This window comes from Paenibacillus sp. Root52 (genome assembly GCF_001426865.1).
Taxonomy (GTDB): domain Bacteria; phylum Bacillota; class Bacilli; order Paenibacillales; family Paenibacillaceae; genus Paenibacillus.
In genome coordinates, this window is the sequence record NZ_LMFO01000014.1 from 20,900 (window position 1) to 40,111 (window position 19,212).

Here is a 19,212-nt window from a genome sequence, read left to right on the forward strand (position 1 = left end):
ATACACTGCTATTATTTTCGGCGGCCCGAATTTTTACGCGCAGGATGTTGTTGCGGTTGAGGCATTTTCGCACCCGGTTGCTGGTTCTTCATCATCTGCTGGGCACGCTGCATTTGCTTACCATTCAGGTTATACCCCATTTGCTTCGCCATCTTCTGAAGTGCGTCTGGATCGCTTTGCATTTTCTCAAGCTGTTTACGCAAGTAGAACACCCCGATGAAGAAGCCCCCGACCAGACCAACAATCAATGTAATAATCGGTATTACAATTTCCATCTCTTAGACACCTCTTTATGCAATCTAAAAAGCATGATGATCCGCGCATATACATAACATCCTAATGCCTGTTCATACACGTGTCACGGACCGGATTTCCTGAAAATTATCATAGCATTTCCGCACGCATGGAGCAAACGGATTTTCCAGCTTTCGCTTTCTTTGGTTATCCGAATTCTACGTCATGACCGTTTCAATAAAAACGGTGGTATGCTCCGCTAGATCAATTTCAATAACATCGAGAGAGTAGCGTGTGCTCCCCCGAGCGATCCGGACAACAGGTCGGCCTGGCAATCCACGATGCTGTCGCACGATAACGCCTGACTCTTTGGTTGAAAGTCGTACAGCCGTCCCATTCGGATATACGGATACACTTTTGTTAAATTCAATCAGAATGTCCCGATCCAGCCTCGTGCCTGACATCGCCATCATCTCTTCACAAGCTTCATGTGGCAACATGCTGCTTCCAGATAGTCCATTGATCAGATTATCATAGATGTTCGCCGTGCTAACAATTTTGGCAAAGACATGAATGTCGCTGCCTTTGATTCCTCTAGGCAACCCCGTACCATCGACATGTTCATGATGCTGCAGAGCCGTGTGAGCGACGAGCAGGCTGAACTCCCGCTTGTTCTTAATCACTTCGAATCCCCGCCATGTATGATGAAGCGAAGAATTGGCAGCAGAGCCACCACCCGGAGGCTCACCGACTTTGCCGATGTCGTGCAGAAGCGCGCCTACAGCGAGATCCTTCAATTGATTGTAGTTAAGCCCCATATTCAGTCCGATCACCGACGACAACAAGCATACATTCATCGCATGAACATACTGTGCATTGTCCTTCGTGCGAATATCCGTAAGTTGTACAAGCAGCTCACGCCCGTTCAATACATCGTTCAACAGTTTATCAATGCTAAGCGCTACTTTCTTCGGACTCCAGTCCTTTCCGGAACGAACCGCTTCTAGGGTAACGCTCATTTCATTAATAACTGCTCTTTTCGTGGCTTCATCCAGAATGTCTTCTGTCTCCACATCTTTAAACGCTTCATCCTGGATGTACAGCATGGTTACGCCAATACGCTTGAGCGTATTAACCATAAATACGGTAAGCTGGACGCCGGCAGACAGCAAAACAGTTCCGTTAGCTGAATATACGGTCTTCCCCAGAAGCTCCCCCGCCTCCACACTCTCCACGTTTACATACTTCATGCACGTCCCCCGCTCTTACGATTGCTGCTCCAATGTGAGCAATTGCTCCTTGGTTTGCAGACCGCCTACATAACCCAACAGGGTACCGTCTTTGTCACTGTTGCGGTGACAGGGAATAATGATCGGCATCGGATTTTTACTGATAGCATCCGAAACTGCACGAACCGCCTTCGGTCTTCCGATCGTTTCCGCAACCTGTTGGTGTGATGAGGTCTCTCCATAAGATATATCGGATAGAACATGCCATACTTGTAGCTGAAACGGTGTTCCATGCAAATTTAGCTTTAATTCGAAGTTTTTTCGTTCTCCGGCAAAATACTGCTGAACCTGCTTCGCAGCCTCACTCAGCTTCTCTTCATTCTTCTCGTAACGATATTCACCGATCCAAGTTCGAGCCCATTGTTGCAAATGTGCCTCGCGCACATGAAATGTTCCAAAATCAACGTGGCATAAACCTTCATCTGTGGCACATAGCGTCAATGTCCCTATCGGCGTCAGCAGTTCATCATAATACACAGGTGTACCCTGCAGCCCCGTGACTGCTGAAGGTTTCCAAGCCGCTGCTTCCGGTTTGGCCGGCTGCACAGGTAGCTCACCGCTCTGATCAGATGCCATTTCCGATTGCAAACTCTTCTGTAACTCGTGTAGTGACTCAAACTGTTGTTGTTCCACTGGTTGTTTCACTGATTGTTCCACCGACTGCTTCTCACTTACTTGCCCAGCCTGTGGTTGATCGGGTAAGGTCTCGGACGAACTTAGTCGTTCCTTGGCCTTCTGCAGCATGCTTAGCACGTTCCCATCTTGTTCGTTAGCGGCAGCTTCCCCAATTACTCTCATTGCGTCTTCTCCTCCAATTCTGCTCAGCGCCCAAGCTGCGGTTCCCCGCAGTTCAGGACGCGGGTCTCGCTTCAATACTTCCGTGAGTTTTGGTACAGCACTCTTATCCTTGAAATTACCTAAGGCAATCACTGCATTACGTTGGATTGGTTTCTTTCCCCGCCATGCGGCAGAGCTTTGGCCAAAACGTTCTTTAAATTCACGGTTACCAATGTCTAGGAGTGGCAGTAACAAAGGCTTAACAATCTCCGGATCAGGCTGTAGATCGGGATGATGATCCCAATTTTTGCCTCGATTCTTCGGACAGACAATCTGACATGTATCACAGCCGTATAACCGGTTGCCTATTTTCAACATAAACTCTTCATCTACAAACCCTTTGGTTTGGGTTACAAAAGAAATACATCGCTGTGCATTAAGTTGCCCTGGTCCCACCAACGCTCCGGTTGGGCAGGCATCAATACATTTCGTACATTCTCCACAATCCTCGGTTACAGGTGTATCCGGCTGGAATGGAATATTGGTCACCAGCTCACCCAGATAGATCCATGATCCGAACTTAGGGGATATAATGGCACAGTTTTTGCCGCTGAATCCGATCCCTGCACGCTGGGATACCGCCCGATCAACGAGCGCTCCCGTATCGACCATGCTCTCAATCATAGCCTCAGGTACACGTTCACGGATGAAATTCACCAGCTTGTCCATCGCTTCACGCAGCACATAATGATAATCTCTGCCCCAAGCTGAACGTGCCAAAATCCCACGATATGCACCCGGCTCCGACTTCGGTGGGTTGACCATCTTCGACGGGTAAGCCACCGCAATGGCTATGAGAGAAGCAGGCTCACCATCCTGTAGCGCAGGCCGTACCCTTTTCTCAATATCCGGCTCTTCAAATCCCGAAGCGTAGCCCTTGTCCCGAGACTGTTCTAGTAACGACTTAAGTGATACAAACGGCTCTGCAGAAGCAAATCCAATATCATCAATGCCCAGCCCGGGGGCAGCCGCCTTAATCTCTTGTTTTAACTGTTCCCATACGGAACCTGCCTGCGCCGCCCCGGTCTGTACGCTTGTCATGATTCTTTCCCTCTTTTCTATTCCCTGCTCTTATTCCCTTAACGATTGAACGCCCGCCTCATTCAAGGAGGACAGGCGTCTATATGCATATGCAACTCAGGCATACTCGCCCCGAGCTTTATTATAGTTAAACGCAAAACGTCGAGTGAAGTTGTTGTTATAACAACATTTTACAGTTTCTTCATTTCGGAAAATGGCCAGAAGATGAATTCTGCCTTACCTACAATCTCGCCAGAAGTGATGCTTCCGAATACACGGCTATCTTTACTTTTACCCTCATGACGGTTATCTCCCATGACAAAATAACGATCCGCCTCCAGCGTAATCGGGCCAAAATCGGGATCTTGTACCTCGATATCCGTATACGTCTCCGTCTGTCGCTCACCATTCACATACAGGTGGTGTTCACGCACTTCAACCGTATCCCCGGGAAGCCCTACGATCCGTTTCACGAGAAAGTCTTTCTTCTCCTGACCCTCACTTGGGTCACGAAGGACAATTACATCAAAGCGAGAAGGTGAACCAAAATCATAACCAATCTTATTCACAAACAAACGGTCACGCTCGACCAACGTAGGCTGCATGGACTGCCCTTTAACCATCGATAGGTTAAATACAAATAAATTCAACAACATCATAACGACAAAAGCGATAATGATTGTTTTGGCCCAGTCCCATAGCTCTGCTGCCCATGAGGTACCGGAATGATTCGCTGTTGCCAGTTCAGTTCGCTCTTCGGAAGACACCTGCTTCGTGGAAGGGTTGTCAGAATTCAAAAGGACACCTCGTTTATTAAGAATAATCATATTCTCTTTAAGTCTACTTCATTTGGAAGAGTGAAACAATTGGTTATGCCCACCAATGGCAGATGAGCTAAAATTGTGAGGAATATGGAGCGGATGTATATCATACAAATAGAAAGGCATATCCTCAAGCGTGGTCACGCTGATCGGATATGCCTAATATGAAATGAAAATCTTCTTTTTTTCTTTAGTTTAAGAGGTTGTTCAAAAAGTCCACGTTTGATTACAAAGCACACCTACTACTGGCCTTTTTGAACACGCACTTTGAGGCCGAACTTCCGTTACGCTTTGGACAAAATACTCAGTTTCTGGAAAGCGCTCATAATCTGATTCGCACCGTAACCCATTGCTTCGTATAAAGGCATGGCTACTTTGTTGTGCTCATCTCCCGCAACCCATATTTGGCTGACTTTACGCTGCTGGAAACGTTGTTCCATAGCTTCGACAAGTTTTTTGCCGACTCCGCGGCGACGATAGTCCGGATGAACCGCAATACGGTAGATGCATCCCTGGTTTTGATCAATCGTACCGATCAAGGCTCCAACGAGGTCTCCCTCTTCTTCTGCAACCATGATCAAATCAGAATCCCATGACAATTGACGGGCAAACGGGCCCATCGTGTTCTCATAACACTCTTCCGATAGCGCAACCTGGAGAAGCTCCGTCATTTGGCTTGCATCACTCAACTGAAAGGAACGAACGTGCATGTCTTAAATCTCCCTTTTCGTTAGCTTGATGAGGTTTTTACATAGAAAGGTTACCCTTTTTACCAAAAACCCAAAGTTCGTATAATGACAAAAAACGAGAAAATACCTCTTCTCCGTCAATTAAACCATACTTTACGCCATAAAACACGCATTTTCTTTTGAAAGCGCTTAATTGTAACCGTTTTCAACAAAATATGAACGATTCCCTTTTAATTTTAAGGAAATTTCACATAAATATATTCAAAAAGGGTAAAATATGTTTGTTATCTCTGACCCATTAATAGATCAACGCCCCGGGGGACTTAATAAACAAAAATGTTGCTTAATTAGCCCGAATGCGGTTTAATATTAGTGGCAAGGGTATTAATACATATGTACCTGAGCAATTTGCATTTTATTCGGACGAGCCACTTCTGCAAGATATGGATAGGTACGTTTCTTAATCTATGTCATGTCCTGGGAGGATTCGAATCGAACGGATGCAAAATGCTGAATTACCAAAAATCATAAAATATCAGGAGGTTTTTCACTATGGCTTTTCAACTACCGGCACTTCCTTACGCTAACGACGCACTGGAACCACATATCGATGCACAAACGATGGAAATCCACCACGATCGCCATCACAATACTTACGTAACTAACTTGAACGCAGCTCTGGAAAGCGCTCCTGAACTGCAAGAAAAAAGCTTGGAAGATCTGATTGCTAACCTGGATAGCGTACCTGAAAGCATCCGCACAGCGGTTCGCAACAATGGTGGCGGACATGCTAACCATAGCTTGTTCTGGGAAATCATCGGACCTAACGGCGGCGGCGCTCCAACTGGCGACATCGCAGCTGCAATTGACAGCGAACTGGGTGGCTTTGACAAATTCAAAGAAGATTTTGCTAAAGCAGCTACAACTCGTTTCGGTTCCGGTTGGGCTTGGCTCGTTGTAGGCAAAGATGGCAAATTGTCCATCACTAGCACGCCTAACCAAGACAGCCCACTCTTCGAAGGTCTGACTCCAGTATTGGGTCTGGACGTATGGGAGCACGCTTACTACCTGAAATACCAAAACAAACGCCCTGACTACATTGGCGCTTTCTGGAATGTAATCAACTGGGATGAAGTAAACAAACGTTACGCTGCTGCGAAATAAGTTTGTTTCACTTAAATACGTCTCATCTAAACAGATGCTTCATCTAAATAGATGTTTCATCCGATAAAAGAAGAGCCCGACTTGGTCTGATGACCGAGTCAGGCTCTTTTTTTTGTTAGGACTTTGGCCAGTTGAGTGCGTGAAACGCAAGAAAATGAGAGGAAAGGAAACAAAAAACCACCCGTTGGATGGGTGGTCGTGACTTAGGAGAAGCACAGGTATGTTGCTCATCTCTGGTGGTAGCGAGATTATCGAACCGGATGATGATGCTCGTCAACATGCCGAAGATTAACAACTTCGCTGGCTTAAGTTCTATATAATAGCTTTCATGTGATTAACTAAGGTGCGAAAACCACTCATTAATCCTCTACGAAAGCTTCCCGATAGCTCTGTCCCCTGCGTCATGACACAAACTGCGCGTGGGTCACAGATTATTCTCTAGTGTTCTATCTAACAGCGTTCAATCTAACGAACTGAGGACACGCTCTCTCTCTATATTTCATACCACAGATAATCTAAGGAACCCTAGGCACGCTATTATCCCAAATATGGACTTGGCTTCGCCCTTTTTAACCGTTTCAGCTTAAATAGCGTCATTCAGATTCGTTAAAACTTATATTTTAGGTTTATCGCCATAATAAGCTCTTTCGGATTCGTTAGCCACTATTGGTAGTACTTCTGGTAGTACTCCTGGTAGTTCTTTTGTTCATACTTTTGAGATTACTCTCGGAAGTTCTTTCCGTAGTTCATTCGGTAGTACTATTCGTTAACACTCCTGCTCGACTACACTCTTACACATTCCAAACGGACAGTTAACCTTGAATATGGAATACGCCATTGTTACTCTTCCGGTACAATACCTGTACATACCGGTACATACCTGACCGCCTCTTCCAGCATCCATGTATGAAAAATCCCCTCTCCCGGGCACATGAATGTTTCCGTCCGCTTGGATGTGCTCTGCGCTTTTCCTATTACGTCAAAAAGTAAGGTGTAGCCCCATTTACTCTTCATTACTCTTCATTACTCGTTACTATCATCATACACGCCAGCAAAATAACTGCTAAGCAGCTTCAAGAAGATATTGGGGAATGCCATCTTGTCCATATCTTCAGGCCCGATCCAGCGATACGTGAGCTGATCGCCTTTACCAATATGGATCTGAGGGGCATCTCCTACCTCTACATCATCTGTCAACTTCCGCTCCGCTTGATCTGATGTTGAGAATGTGGATGCGAATGTGGCTGCTGATTGTCCATCAGGATCTGTAGCAACGGTATCCTTGGTTGCCGCCTGTGCATCGTAGGCGGCTCTCGCTTCCGCCGCAATCAGCGGAAGCTCACTGCTCTGGCTCTGCTCGGTGCACTTGTACACCTGCAGTTGCCAAACGATATGGCTGAACACATGCTCCGCATGAGTAGCCAGCCCTTCTGGGCGGGCAGCGAAGCCCTCCGCCCACAGACTGCCGGCGAGCAGCGCCATCGCCGGCTCATCCGCCAGCGGCGCCGCCTTCTTGCCAGCTTTGGCAGGCGGCTCCGCTAGTACATGCGGCAGCTCCCACATTCGGGCCAATAGGCCGCTCTCGGGGCGCTGGCGCACAAGCACACGGCCGCGATGTGCGCCGCGGCCTTCCACAATGGCAACCAGCCGCTGCTCAGGGCGCGGCGGCTTCGCCTTGGTTTTGACCGGCAGCGTAAGCTCCCTGCCGGCAATGCGGCCTGAACATTGCTCCATCACTGGGCAAGTTAGGCAGTGTGGCGCTTTGGGTGTACACACCAGCGCGCCAAGCTCCATGAGCGCCTGGTTGAAATCGCGCGCTCGCCCTTCTGGAATGAGCTCTCCTGCGAGCTCTTCCATAAGAACACGGGTGCTGCCCTTCATAATATCCTCATCAATGAGGAAGTATCGGGACAGTACCCGCATAACATTGCCATCCACCGCAGGCTGCGGTTGGTTGAAGGCAATGCTAAGAATGGCCCCTGCCGTGTAGGGGCCAACCCCTTTTAACGCAAACACAGCCTGTTTATCTTGAGGAATCTCTCCCCCGTGCAGCTCCATAACTTGCCTAGCCGCCGCCTGTAGGTTACGTGCACGGGAATAATAGCCCAGGCCCTCCCAGTTCTTAAGGACATCTTCTTCGGGTGCTTCAGCCAAGGCTTGTACCGTCGGGAAATTGCCAATAAACCGGTTGAAATACGGAATCACGGTATCCACCCGTGTCTGCTGAAGCATAATTTCGGATACCCACGTAAAATAAGGATTGTTATGGCGACGCCAAGGTAAATCCCGTCTATTGATCATATACCAGTCCAGCAGATTTACACTGAAATGTTGCTTTTGTTCAATTAAACCCATGTTCCCGTCCTCTCCTGATTCCCTTACTACTCTTTTCACACTACTTCTCTTAATCCATACGCTCAACCACGGCAAATGCCGCCGCAAGCTCTGTCTGATGCGTGATGCTCAGATGAATCATATATCGATCCTCGGCGGGCAGACCAAGACGCTCCCAAGCCTTAGCAGATAAAGTTGCTACCGGCTTTCCTTTGCTATCAGGTAGCACTTCAATATCGGTAAAGCTCATCGTACCGCCAATACCACAACCGAATGCTTTGGATATTGCCTCTTTGGCAGCGAATCGTCCTGATACAAATTCAATCAACCGTTTTCCCCGCCGGTTTGCAATTTCCCGTTCCGCTGGGGTCAGAATTCTATCCATGAATGACTCGGCATGTCGCCCAGACATTAGCTTATGCATACGTGCAATTTCCAGCACATCATTTCCGATTCCAACGATCATTAAGATTCACCCGCTTAATCATTTATACAATAAAAGGTTGCCCAAATATTCACTTCGCTTCGCTACTGCAATCGAATTCCATGAACAGATGCCCTAATCTCTCTCCATCCGGAGTTTACGTCTATAAGGTACATCCGAACACGTATTCTATTGTAGCAGGAGGAGAACCTAGATGCGAGTATATCCGTTAATAATCCGTATGTTAAAATAATTACCAACGAGCATTTGGAGAACAAATGCGTTCGCGTTCCATTCGGTTCCACATCGCTAGGCGAATGAATGGTTCAGTGTAGAATAGCCACTAAATATACGTAGGAGGAATGCTACATGTCTACAGCGTTTGAACTACCCACGGGCGATAATTCCGTTATTCGTGGGAATACGTTTCTTGCCCGTCAATCGGCTCAAGGTGTCATCATCGTCGTCCATGGATATAAAGGCTTCAAAGACTGGGGCATGTTCCCTTATGCTGCGTCCCAATTAAGTGAAAACTATCATGTCCTAACCTTTAATTTCTCTCATAATGGTGTAGGGGAAGATTTGCAGCAATTTACCGAGCTTGAGAAGTTCGCCGTAAACACCTACAGCCAGGAACTCAGCGATCTTGCCCTCATGCTTGAATATGTCTCTACACAGCCTGAACTTGGCAATCTGCCTATATATCTGGTTGGACACAGCCGCGGTGCTGGTGTAAGTCTTGTCTACGCGCTGGATCACCCTGAACAGATCGCAGGTGTATGCTCATGGAACGGCGTTACCAACCTAGACTTATTCACTGCTGAGCAAAAAGAAGAAATGCGTACTCACGGCCGTAGCTACGTTACGAACGGAAGAACCGGACAACAGATGCCTCTGGACGTTTTGATTCTGGATGACCTCGACCAACATAAGGCACGATATGCCATCATTGAACGTCTGACGCAATCCACGCTCCCCGTCGCCCTCATTCAAGGATCAGAGGACAGCGCACGCCTTCGTGATGGCTCATCCACATTGGTACAAGCCCGTCCGGATATTCCGTGGCAGCAGATTCCTGGAGGAAACCATACCTTCAACACCGTACATCCATTCCAAGAAACAACACCGCAGCTTGAACAAGCAATATCCGAAACTCTTCGGCAGATTGGTGAATGGAATCATTCGAAGTAACCTAATTTCATGATAGTTGTATCTGTATAAACGAGGAAACACCACAAAAAGACTCTGTAACCACGTATATGGTGGAAACAGAGTCTTCTTTGATTTGGCTTTGATTTGGCTTAGGTTAACAAGCTTAACGATTAACATCATTAAGTACTACATCTTATAGCGTAACTGAAACTTTAATCATGATGAACGCAAACTTCTATTAGATGCCAGGGATGGCATTACGTTTGTGATGCGTGCGTGTATAGAACGCCTCAAGCTTCTCCTGTGCAGCAGGATCAATCTGCTTGCCTTCCAGGTAATCACTGTTTGCTTCGTAAGAGATGCCCAGCTCCGTCTCATCAGTCTGGCCTTCCCATAGTCCTGCGGATGGTGCCTTGTCCAGAATCTCTTGTGGAACACCCAGATGCGCAGCGAGTTGACGTACTTGGCGTTTGTTCAAGGTGCTAAGTGGTGTAATATCCACCGCTCCATCGCCCCATTTGGTATAGAATCCTGTGATAGCTTCCGAAGCATGGTCTGTACCCACTACAAGTAAGCTCTCTTCAAAAGCAAGCGCATATTGCATGACCATACGTGTTCTTGCTTTTACGTTGCCTTTGCCTTGATGCGTCATATGACGTGGGCTACCCATGGATTTGAAGCCTTGCTCTACCTCAAGTGCGATCTCGTTAACCGCATCCTCGATATTGGTTTCCACCACATGTTTCAGGTCAAACGCTTTGGCTACCGCGTAGCTGTGATCGATATCCTGTTGTTCACCATAAGGCTGGAATACGCCGAGCGTTTTGTACTCCTTATTATTCTCCGCTGTCAGCTCGTCCGTTGCTTTTTTGCAAAGCGCTGCCGCTACAGCACTATCGATACCGCCACTAATTGCAATTAACAATCCTTTGGTGCCGGAATTTTTCACATACGTTTTCAGGAAATCCACACGCGTGCGTACTTCCTCTTCCAGATTAATACTTGGTTTAACCTTCAATTCAGCGATGATCTGTTGTTGCAAACTCATCGTTCATCACACCCCGTTTCTAAAGAATGAAATTTGATGTTCCAGTTGAAAGGTTCGAATGGTTCAATAACCTTATCTACTCAAAATGAAACGCCCCGGCATCGGTCATCCGAAGGGCGGGGCGCTTTATGAGCTGATTAACGGCAGTAACGATCAAACACGCTGGTAAGCTCAGCAGCAATTTCCTCCGCGGAACGATCTTCCACTTGGTGACGCTCGATGAAGTGAACGAGTTCTCCGTCTTTCATCAGTGCGATGGATGGGGAGGACGGTGGATATGGTGCAAAAAACTCACGAGCTTTAGCTGTAGCTTCTTTATCTTGTCCAGCAAATACGGTATACAAGTGATCTGGTGTAAGATCATTTTGCAATGCTTGAGCAACTCCTGGACGGCACTGACCTGCAGCACATCCACATACCGAGTTGATTACGACCAGTGCTGTACCTTTAGCATCTGGCAGACTTGCTTCGACTTCCTCAGGTGTACGCAGTTCTTGAATACCCAGGCGAGTCAGTTCATCCCGCATCGGTTGAACCATATCTTTCATGTATTGATCAAATGACATAGACATTCGTTTCACTCCTTAAAAATGATTATTCTATTATTGTCGAGAGAATTAAAGACCATAGAATCACATTCACATGTTCTCCGTCAATACAAAAACGGTTTCCATGATGTGCTATTCCTATTATACATCGCTATGCAATGAAAGCAAGGTTCAGACACGACCTGCGGGAAGGCTTGCTCCATCTGTAGTATGTATCTTCTCTTGGCAAAATATGCTGCAATCTTATCGCTCAAATGCAACTTTAAAGGTCGTTCCTTTGCCTTCTTCCGATTCAACAGTAATCGTTCCATTATGCCGCTCCACAATACTCAGACACATCGATAACCCTAGCCCCGTGCCTTTGGCTTTTGTCGTGTAGAACGGTTCAAATAGCTTTTCCTGAGCTACTTGTGGTATGCCTAAGCCTGTATCCCGTACACAGAGCTCTACTTTATCATCCACAACACGTGTTTCTAGGGTTAATACCCCCTTCTCACACATCGCTTCCATCCCATTGCGAGCCAGATTAAGTACAACCTGCTTAATTTCTTTGGAATTCAAATGTAACTTCGGTACATTATGCGCTAACATAAGCTCGATGCTCTGACCTCTCAGGTTCGCATCTGCCCACAATAATGGACTGAGTTCATGGATGATATCATGTAGCTGATACTCCTCTTTCTCGGCAATGCGATCTTGAGCAAGCGACAGAAAGTCATTAATAATGCTATTCGCCCGATCCAGTTCCTCCAGCACAATGCGGTAATAGTGATCCAGCGTATCAGGACTCTTCTCCTGCATTAATTGAAGGAAACCACGTACAACCGCCATCGGATTTCGAACTTCGTGCGTAATGCTCGCCGCCATCTGTCCTACTAAACTCAAACGATCTACATTGTCCAGCTCACTTCGCAGCATCTCTAGTTCAGTAATATCCTGAATAATCAGCATCGCTCCCGTAACCTCTCTAGACTGGTCGGTCGAGAATGCGTAGATGGGTACCGTTCTTGATTGAAATACATGGGAACCGTAACGTACTGTTAATCCATCGACTTCACCGTGAACAAGTGCCTTGTGAATGCTTCTCTCCATTTTGTCAGCCTGAGCTTGTTCTACAAATTGACTGGCTGGATGGCCAATTAGATCTGGCGTTGTTGTACACGGGAGCTGTTCCTTCGCGGTCTGTTCCATCGTATCGTTGACGAATTTCACATTTCCTTGTTTATCTACAGTAGCAATGGATAAGGGCACGGCGTTGAGAATCTGATGAAGTTGTTCCGTTTCCGATATGTACTGATGATGGACTTCCGATAAGTGATGTTCGAGACCACGGTAATGCTTCATATGTTCAATCCAAAGGACGCTGCAGGCTGCTACCATAATGGCGCCTAGCGAATAACCTAGTGTAATCAATATACTTGGAAAAAGGGTTAACGAAGGACCGCTGTCCATCAGCAGAATGCACAGTAAACTGGCTACAATTAGCCCTGTTGCAGTTATGGAGATGACCATCGTCATTTTGCGAGTACGTGTATAATGCTTGAATCGTCCTGCTGACAACCATACAATAGGATAGAGAAGAATACCTGTTTGAACTAGAAATTCGTACAGATTATAGGAATGCGCAAAGAGGCAGTAGTATAATAAATGAAGAATGGATAACGTCAAGCCAATTGCGGGTTTGCAGTATAATATGGCAAGTGTAAGAGGTACAATACTTAAGGAGATTGGAATATTTCCAATATTGGCATGTAGAGCAAAGAGCAAACAGAGCAGCATGCTTAAAGCGCTGGTAATTGCAAGACCGATCTGCATCATTCCGGTACGTTCGAGCTTGGTCATCGTTTGCTTGATGAGCCCAAGATGAAATAAGGGAATTAGGAATACTGCTGCACCTGCCAGCAGCATTTGTAAAAGAATGTCTTTCAAAGCAACCACTATGCCATCTCCCTCCTCGCCTGTACATTCCCTCATTATTTCTGATTAAAACATAGGCGACAGTATATTACAATATATCCCTTAAAACTGCATAATAGAACTTGAAATACACCATGAATGGTCAAAAAACTGAACCATTTACGCATAATCCTGCATGATTCGATGTTTAACATTCTAGGCACAAGATATAGATAAACTAGGTCATCTAAATCTATATCTGGCAGTATGCAATTCCATTGTAAATAGATGGCAAATGGGTTGTACAAAATCAATAAAAAAAGAAGGTAATTATTGTATGTATGATGTAATCGTAATCGGTGGCGGGTCTGCTGGTCTCATGGCCTCTGTTGCCGCTGCTGAGCATGGAGCTTCTGTGCTTCTGCTGGATAAAGGCGACCAACTGGGGCGCAAGCTGGGTATCTCTGGTGGGGGTCGCTGTAATGTGACCAATGCGAAGGAAACAGATGAATTGATCCGGCATATCCCCGGCAATGGGCGCTTTTTATATAGTTCTTTTCAAAATTTGGACAATCAGGGCATTATGCGTTTTTTTGAGAATCTGGGAATTGCCCTCAAAGAAGAGGATAATGGAAGAATGTTTCCTGTGACAGACAAAGCCAAAACGGTCGTTGATGCATTAGTAGGTAAAATCGTCTCCCTCGGTGTAAAAATTCGCACCAAAGAACCCGTGAAAGAGCTTATTCATAATGGTCAACAAGTTCAGGGTGTAAAGCTAGCTTCTGGGGAGATTGTGCCTGGACGGTCTGTCGTTATCGCCACTGGAGGTAAGTCTGTACCTCAAACTGGATCAACCGGTGACGGTTATCCATGGGCTGAATCTGCTGGACATACGATCACCGAGCTATATCCAACAGAAGTGCCTATCGTCTCTGGTGAGAGCTGGATTCAATCCAAAGAGTTACAGGGATTATCACTACGAGACGTAGGACTCTCTGTTCTCGATGCCAAAGGGAAGTCTGTCATTTCCCATCGAGGGGATATGATCTTCACCCATTTTGGTGTATCCGGTCCTATTGCGCTGCGTTGCAGTCAATTCATTCGTAAAGTTCAGATGAAATCGGGGAATCCGCAAGTCATGATGAGCATTGATCTATTCCCAGATCTATCTCCTGGTGCTTTGGAAAATAAGGTTCAACAGGTACTGGAACAAGAATCGCGCAAAGCCGTCAAAAACATTTTGAAAGCATGGGTTCCTGAACGCATGATTCCTTTACTGATGAGACGTGCTGAGATCAGCGACGACCTTACCTATCACCATTTTCCTAAAGGTACACTTAGTACACTATGCGGGTTAATGAAATCTTTTACCTTCCGTGTAGACGGAACTCGCTCGCTCAAAGAGGCCTTTGTGACGGGCGGCGGAGTCCACTTAAAGGAGATATACCCTAAAACGATGGAATCCAAGCTACTGCCTGGGCTATTCTTTTGCGGTGAGGTTCTGGACATTCATGGTTACACCGGCGGTTATAATATCACGGCTGCCTTCTCTACAGGCTACACGGCTGGTATGCATGCGGCTGAATACAAACACGCTCGTGCCTAACAAGCTACAGTAAGCTGATGCTGAAGATCTTTAAATCATGGGTCTATCTAATTGAAATGAACGAATGAGCTACAAGCAAAAATAAACAACCTAAAGGGGCTGCCATACGTCATGAATATGACCGTTGGCAGCCCCTTTAGCGTTATATTGAATTAATGAATCTGAATCACGCTATTCGCTCCCATTTCCCCAGATTCGAGATCTAAAGAATCACATAAGCGTTATTTCGTCGCTCAGTCATTTTTTGATTTTGACATCGTTTTAGGCCTTCACACTGCCTGAGAATCCATCTACTGAATCATCAAATGTAGGATCGTTATCTCTGTTATGCTGAGTCTGTCCAGAAGGACTCTCCTGTAATCCAGTTGCGTACCCTTCACTCCAATCCTCATTCACCATATGTGCTGGAATTGAGAATTCCTGAAATGCGTTAGCAGCATCAGTTGCAGAAGCAAATACGGCGCTTCCCCCATGAGATTGTACAATCTCTACAGCCGACTGAGGATCTTGACGATCCGTAGGAATGTACAGTTCGAGTGGCCCGGATTGATAAGGCTTATAACCAAGCTCATTCAGTGTTGCTTGTGCGGCAAGCAACGCATTAGGGTCTGCAAACTGCACTTGAATTTCACCATCACTCATCATCACCTTTTTCCTCCTTACGTTTGGGCTTGTCTTATCTTCTACTAATGAGATACATCTCCTATAGCATGGTCAGATATTCAGCCTGATATGCGGTTTTTGTAAGGAAGATAAGACTTAGTTACTGCGAGTCAGTCGTATCCACCCTGCCACGGATAAAACGAATAGCCCACTTGCCACGACACCCACCGCGGTAAGTATACTTGCCATCCATCCGAGCCAGGTTAACCCGAGCGCTAAACCCATCAGAATGCCAAGCGGCACAAAGAGCATCCGTACCATCATCAGCCCTGCCCGATGCAATGCATCTGAATCATATGAGACCAGTTGTACATAATCCGAAGTAGCAAAGTGATCCCATGAACGATAAAACATGACTATCAGCATAATAATTAACAGCCCACATACGATGACATTCACAGGGAAAGGAGGCAGAGCTACAGCAGCAATGGATAGACTGCCCATCTGAAAGTACAATTTCAACGTCGATGATTCGCGAAAAAAGGCCTTAAATGCCGTTTCGGCAGTCCGGTTTGCTATGGAACGATTGCGTAATATTTTGCGCGGTTTGCGGAATATCATCGTTTTGGTACGCGGAGCTTTCGGTTTATTGACCGCCTGACTGATCATGATAGCCGTTAATTTCACCCTTGCTCGCAGGTCTTCGCGTACATCACCTTCAAACGTTCCTTGCATCTGTAGTCGGATACGACCGAGCAGAATGATCAGCAGGATTGTGCATACCAATGCGATGAATAGAGAACCCATTTGCGCATGAACGGATGAGGTGACTGTGATAAAAATGATGCCCATTGCCATCGCTAGAGAAATGATCCGTATCCCGCGTCGCCATCCGTTATAACGAACTTTGATCATATGTAACGCAATGGCTTGTAACGAAGCAACTGTACCCAACCAGATGCATAGAAGCAGGATCTCAGCAATGGACATGCCATATACCCGGTACCATAACGGTGCGGTTAGAGCAGTAACGATCAACATTTTGCCTATATGGAGTGTACACGCTCGGTACATCCCCTGAAGCATCAGGGTTTGCATCCAACGCTTCTGCGATTTTAGAAATAATACATCGGCCTCTTCCACAAAAAGAAGCACACCACCCGTCAACATCACGATTTCGATGATCAGTGTTAACAAGGTCAGGGGTGTATTAGAAGCCCAGAGTGGCAACGACTTACTCCACAGACTGACATACCATCCGATCAGATAGAGCACACCCGGGATTAGCAGGTATAACCATACGGTCCAATCAACCACAAGCTTTAGGTTCTTCCATTGTTCTCTGAGATGCTCTTTGTGCCTACGTCTATATAATCTTAAAGGTGTATATCGCCTAGATTTGGCTGCTTCCTCCACCTCTATCAGCTCCTCTCCATCCTTGGTATCAGGAAGTCAGTATGTCAAAACAGTCAAATAACGATGCTTCTGGCAGCTCTGCCACAGCCCGAATCTCATCTAGCGTTCCTTCTGCAGCCGAGTGCCCTGCATGGATGAGGATAAAACGATCACATATCCGCTCCGCCGTATCTAACACATGTGTCGACATCAGAACCCCTGCACCCCGCAAGCGTTCCTCGTCCAGTAGCTTCAGGAAATCCTTCGTCGCACGCGGATCTAAACCAATGAAGGGCTCGTCTACAATATATACATCCGGGGAGGAGAGAAATCCGATCATCAGCATCATTTTCTGACGCATGCCTTTGGAGAAGCTGGCAGGCAGATCATCTCGAACATGATCCATGCCGAATCGAACCAGCAGCTCTTCTGCTCTAGTAATGAATATATCCTCTTCCATTTCATAGGCAGCAGCAGCCAGATCAAGATGTTCCCACAGCGTCATATACTCGTAAAAAACAGGCTGTTCCGGAATATACGCGTACCGCCCCTTTCCCCCAATCCTCACCTCATAATTGGCATGTTCAAGTAGACCTAACATCGTCTTAATCGTGGTACTTTTACCCGCTCCGTTTGGGCCGATAATGCCCACCAGCTCACCTGGTGACACATGAATATGGATGTTTCGGATCGTAGACTGCCCCGCCTCATAACCAGCTTCACTAATATGTACGTCCAACACAGACTCTTGAAGAGATATCACGCTTTCGCTTGCTGTCTCCATAGTGCTCACTCCTATCCTAATTCGGTGCTCGGTTGTTTCTTTCTTATTATTGTAATTCAGTTATGGAGCTAAATGTTTGATCATTTTAAGCATTTCATCATATAAAAAAAAGAAGCAGGGGTTCCGGAGCCCCTGCTTCTTCCTATTAGAGTGAAAATCTCATATTACCGATTGTTCTCCACCACAGTCATCGTTTCACTTTCACCTTCCGCATTGGCGTTCAGACCGAGATCCAGTGCACCACGGCTTTCGCTCGCGTAGCTGCTGTTCGTGCTGTCCTCACGGTCATTCACGTTACTATTGCGTTCAGATTGAGCCATTGTTGCACTCTCGCCTTCTGCTTTAGCGTTCAGACCCAGATCCAATGCACCACGGCTTTCGCTTGCATAGCTGCTGTTCGTGCTGTTCTTGCGGTCATTCACGTTACTATTGCGTTCAGATTGAGCCATTGTTGCACTCTCTCCTTCTGCTTTAACGTTCAGACCGAGATCTAACGCGCCACGGCTTTCGCTCGCGTAGCTGCTGTTCGTGCTGTCCTCACGGTCATTCACGTTACTATTGCGTTCAGATTGAGCCATTGTTGCACTCTCACCTTCTGCTTTAGCGTTCAGACCGAGATCCAGTGCACCACGACTTTCGCTCGCATAGCTGCTGTTCGTACGTTCACGGTCATTCACGCTGTTGTCACGTTCAGATTGAGCCCATGTGGAGCTCTCTCCTTCTGCTTTAACGTTCAGACCCAGATCCAACGCACCACGGCTTTCGCTCGCATAGCTGCTGTTCTTGCTGTCCTCGCGGTCTTTCACGCTGTTATTGCGTTCAGATTGAGCCCATGTGGAACTCTCTCCTTCTGCTTTTGCGTTCAGATCGAGATCCAACGCACCACGGCTTTCGCTCGCATAGCTGCTGTTCGTCGTGCGCTCATCGCCGCTTCGTGAATAATCGTTCATCGTTGTTCCTTCTCCCGAGACATTGGCATTCAGGCCAAGACCCAACTTGCCTGAGCTAGTGCGCTCACTTGTATAATCGGAAGAATGACTATTGTAACGGCTTGTTCTCTCAGAGGATACGCCAGCATTCAGCCCCAGATCCAAGTTCAATGCTCCGGTTGCACTTGATGAACCTCCATAGCTGCCTTGATTGCCGTAACCTGTGTCACGTTGTCCTGACAGTAGAGACCCTAGCTCTAGACGCAAACCTGCATTTAGATCCAGATTACCATTGCTGTTATTGCTATAACTGTCTGCATAAGTTGCCTGCGTAGCTCCCAGCAATCCAGCGACCAACGTACCCGACAATACCGACAATTTTACCCAACGATTCACTTTTTTCATGATAATATACACTCCTTCTCAATTTTGGTTGAAT

General features: G+C 46.6%; 18 protein-coding genes. 3 read left to right on the forward strand and 15 right to left on the reverse strand.

The features are described 5' to 3' along the window. Positions 1-11: 11 nt before the first annotated feature. The 5 genes from ASD24_RS15235 to ASD24_RS15255 form a co-directional block, all read right to left on the reverse strand. Positions 12-275, reverse strand: coding sequence for a YneF family protein (locus ASD24_RS15235; RefSeq protein ID WP_056697181.1), 264 nt, complete (start codon positions 273-275; stop codon positions 12-14). A 177-nt stretch (positions 276-452) separates the two neighbouring features. Beyond that, entirely contained in the window at positions 453-1,484 is a 1,032-nt protein-coding gene (locus tag ASD24_RS15240) for an HD-GYP domain-containing protein (protein ID WP_056697183.1), read from the reverse strand. 15 nt (positions 1,485-1,499) lie between these two features. Continuing rightward, positions 1,500-3,401: a tRNA epoxyqueuosine(34) reductase QueG gene (queG, locus tag ASD24_RS15245; protein WP_056697184.1), complete on the reverse strand. Its 1,902-nt coding sequence runs from the start codon at positions 3,399-3,401 to the stop codon at positions 1,500-1,502. 170 nt (positions 3,402-3,571) lie between these two features. After that, positions 3,572-4,177 carry a signal peptidase I gene (gene lepB / locus ASD24_RS15250; protein ID WP_056697185.1) on the reverse strand — a complete coding sequence of 202 codons (606 nt, stop codon included), beginning with the start codon at positions 4,175-4,177 and terminating at the stop codon, positions 3,572-3,574. Between the two features lie 308 nt (positions 4,178-4,485). After that, positions 4,486-4,911, reverse strand: coding sequence for a GNAT family N-acetyltransferase (locus ASD24_RS15255; RefSeq protein WP_056697186.1), 426 nt, complete (start codon positions 4,909-4,911; stop codon positions 4,486-4,488). 531 nt (positions 4,912-5,442) lie between these two features. On the opposite strand from ASD24_RS15255, the gene ASD24_RS15260 reads away from it, so the two are divergent. Next, entirely contained in the window at positions 5,443-6,054 is a 612-nt protein-coding gene (locus ASD24_RS15260; RefSeq protein WP_056697187.1) for a superoxide dismutase, read from the forward strand. A gap of 840 nt (positions 6,055-6,894) precedes the next feature. Here ASD24_RS15260 and ASD24_RS30355 read toward each other — a convergent pair. From ASD24_RS30355 to acpS, 3 genes are read right to left on the reverse strand one after another with little or no spacing between them, the layout of a single operon-like run. After that, complete coding sequence (locus ASD24_RS30355; protein WP_156395470.1) at positions 6,895-7,068, reverse strand: hypothetical protein; 174 nt, start codon at positions 7,066-7,068, stop codon at positions 6,895-6,897. A gap of 9 nt (positions 7,069-7,077) precedes the next feature. Further along, positions 7,078-8,409, reverse strand: a complete 1,332-nt coding sequence (gene mutY / locus ASD24_RS15265; protein WP_056697189.1) for an A/G-specific adenine glycosylase — start codon at positions 8,407-8,409, stop codon at positions 7,078-7,080. Positions 8,410-8,458: 49 nt separating this feature from the next. Then, the gene (gene acpS / locus ASD24_RS15270) at positions 8,459-8,854 is read right to left on the reverse strand and encodes a holo-ACP synthase (RefSeq protein WP_056697191.1); all 396 of its coding nucleotides are present in this window, start codon (positions 8,852-8,854) and stop codon (positions 8,459-8,461) included. Positions 8,855-9,181: 327 nt separating this feature from the next. On the opposite strand from acpS, the gene ASD24_RS15275 reads away from it, so the two are divergent. Beyond that, positions 9,182-10,003: an alpha/beta hydrolase family protein gene (locus ASD24_RS15275; RefSeq protein WP_056697193.1), complete on the forward strand. Its 822-nt coding sequence runs from the start codon at positions 9,182-9,184 to the stop codon at positions 10,001-10,003. Between the two features lie 199 nt (positions 10,004-10,202). Here the strand turns inward: ASD24_RS15275 and nadE are convergent, their stop codons facing one another. The 3 genes from nadE to ASD24_RS15290 form a co-directional block, all read right to left on the reverse strand. Further along, the gene (gene nadE, locus ASD24_RS15280) at positions 10,203-11,012 is read right to left on the reverse strand and encodes an ammonia-dependent NAD(+) synthetase (RefSeq protein WP_056697195.1); all 810 of its coding nucleotides are present in this window, start codon (positions 11,010-11,012) and stop codon (positions 10,203-10,205) included. A 137-nt stretch (positions 11,013-11,149) separates the two neighbouring features. Then, positions 11,150-11,584, reverse strand: coding sequence for a BrxA/BrxB family bacilliredoxin (locus tag ASD24_RS15285; protein ID WP_056697197.1), 435 nt, complete (start codon positions 11,582-11,584; stop codon positions 11,150-11,152). Positions 11,585-11,803: 219 nt separating this feature from the next. Then, on the reverse strand, positions 11,804-13,498 hold the full coding sequence (locus ASD24_RS15290; protein WP_056697199.1) for a two-component system sensor histidine kinase NtrB: 1,695 nt from the start codon (positions 13,496-13,498) through the stop codon (positions 11,804-11,806). Positions 13,499-13,793: 295 nt separating this feature from the next. Between ASD24_RS15290 and ASD24_RS15295 the strand changes: the two genes are divergently transcribed. Next, complete coding sequence (locus ASD24_RS15295) at positions 13,794-15,062, forward strand: NAD(P)/FAD-dependent oxidoreductase (RefSeq protein WP_056697201.1); 1,269 nt, start codon at positions 13,794-13,796, stop codon at positions 15,060-15,062. A 261-nt stretch (positions 15,063-15,323) separates the two neighbouring features. Here ASD24_RS15295 and ASD24_RS15300 read toward each other — a convergent pair whose 3' ends face one another. From ASD24_RS15300 to ASD24_RS15315, 4 genes are all read right to left on the reverse strand, one after another. Next, positions 15,324-15,707, reverse strand: coding sequence for a hypothetical protein (locus tag ASD24_RS15300; RefSeq protein ID WP_056697203.1), 384 nt, complete (start codon positions 15,705-15,707; stop codon positions 15,324-15,326). 114 nt (positions 15,708-15,821) lie between these two features. Beyond that, on the reverse strand, positions 15,822-17,081 hold the full coding sequence (locus ASD24_RS15305; RefSeq protein WP_056697208.1) for an ABC transporter permease: 1,260 nt from the start codon (positions 17,079-17,081) through the stop codon (positions 15,822-15,824). Positions 17,082-17,109: 28 nt separating this feature from the next. Then, positions 17,110-17,844, reverse strand: coding sequence for an ABC transporter ATP-binding protein (locus ASD24_RS15310; protein WP_056697209.1), 735 nt, complete (start codon positions 17,842-17,844; stop codon positions 17,110-17,112). 164 nt (positions 17,845-18,008) lie between these two features. Further along, on the reverse strand, positions 18,009-19,178 hold the full coding sequence (locus tag ASD24_RS15315; RefSeq protein ID WP_056697211.1) for a hypothetical protein: 1,170 nt from the start codon (positions 19,176-19,178) through the stop codon (positions 18,009-18,011). Between the last annotated feature and the right edge of the window lie 34 nt (positions 19,179-19,212).

Excerpts from the sequence above, each read along its gene's own strand:
- ASD24_RS15235 (WP_056697181.1), bottom strand. The coding sequence starts at position 275 with ATGGAAATTGTAATACCGATTATTACATTGATTGTTGGTCTGGTCGGG.
- ASD24_RS15240 (WP_056697183.1), bottom strand. The coding sequence starts at position 1,484 with ATGAAGTATGTAAACGTGGAGAGTGTGGAGGCGGGGGAGCTTCTGGGG.
- queG (WP_056697184.1), bottom strand. The coding sequence starts at position 3,401 with ATGACAAGCGTACAGACCGGGGCGGCGCAGGCAGGTTCCGTATGGGAA.
- ASD24_RS15255 (WP_056697186.1), bottom strand. The coding sequence starts at position 4,911 with ATGCACGTTCGTTCCTTTCAGTTGAGTGATGCAAGCCAAATGACGGAG.
- ASD24_RS15260 (WP_056697187.1), top strand. The coding sequence starts at position 5,443 with ATGGCTTTTCAACTACCGGCACTTCCTTACGCTAACGACGCACTGGAA.
- ASD24_RS30355 (WP_156395470.1), bottom strand. The coding sequence starts at position 7,068 with ATGAAGAGTAAATGGGGCTACACCTTACTTTTTGACGTAATAGGAAAA.
- mutY (WP_056697189.1), bottom strand. The coding sequence starts at position 8,409 with ATGGGTTTAATTGAACAAAAGCAACATTTCAGTGTAAATCTGCTGGAC.
- acpS (WP_056697191.1), bottom strand. The coding sequence starts at position 8,854 with ATGATCGTTGGAATCGGAAATGATGTGCTGGAAATTGCACGTATGCAT.
- ASD24_RS15275 (WP_056697193.1), top strand. The coding sequence starts at position 9,182 with ATGTCTACAGCGTTTGAACTACCCACGGGCGATAATTCCGTTATTCGT.
- nadE (WP_056697195.1), bottom strand. The coding sequence starts at position 11,012 with ATGAGTTTGCAACAACAGATCATCGCTGAATTGAAGGTTAAACCAAGT.
- ASD24_RS15285 (WP_056697197.1), bottom strand. The coding sequence starts at position 11,584 with ATGTCTATGTCATTTGATCAATACATGAAAGATATGGTTCAACCGATG.
- ASD24_RS15295 (WP_056697201.1), top strand. The coding sequence starts at position 13,794 with ATGTATGATGTAATCGTAATCGGTGGCGGGTCTGCTGGTCTCATGGCC.
- ASD24_RS15300 (WP_056697203.1), bottom strand. The coding sequence starts at position 15,707 with ATGATGAGTGATGGTGAAATTCAAGTGCAGTTTGCAGACCCTAATGCG.
- ASD24_RS15310 (WP_056697209.1), bottom strand. The coding sequence starts at position 17,844 with ATGGAGACAGCAAGCGAAAGCGTGATATCTCTTCAAGAGTCTGTGTTG.
- ASD24_RS15315 (WP_056697211.1), bottom strand. The coding sequence starts at position 19,178 with ATGAAAAAAGTGAATCGTTGGGTAAAATTGTCGGTATTGTCGGGTACG.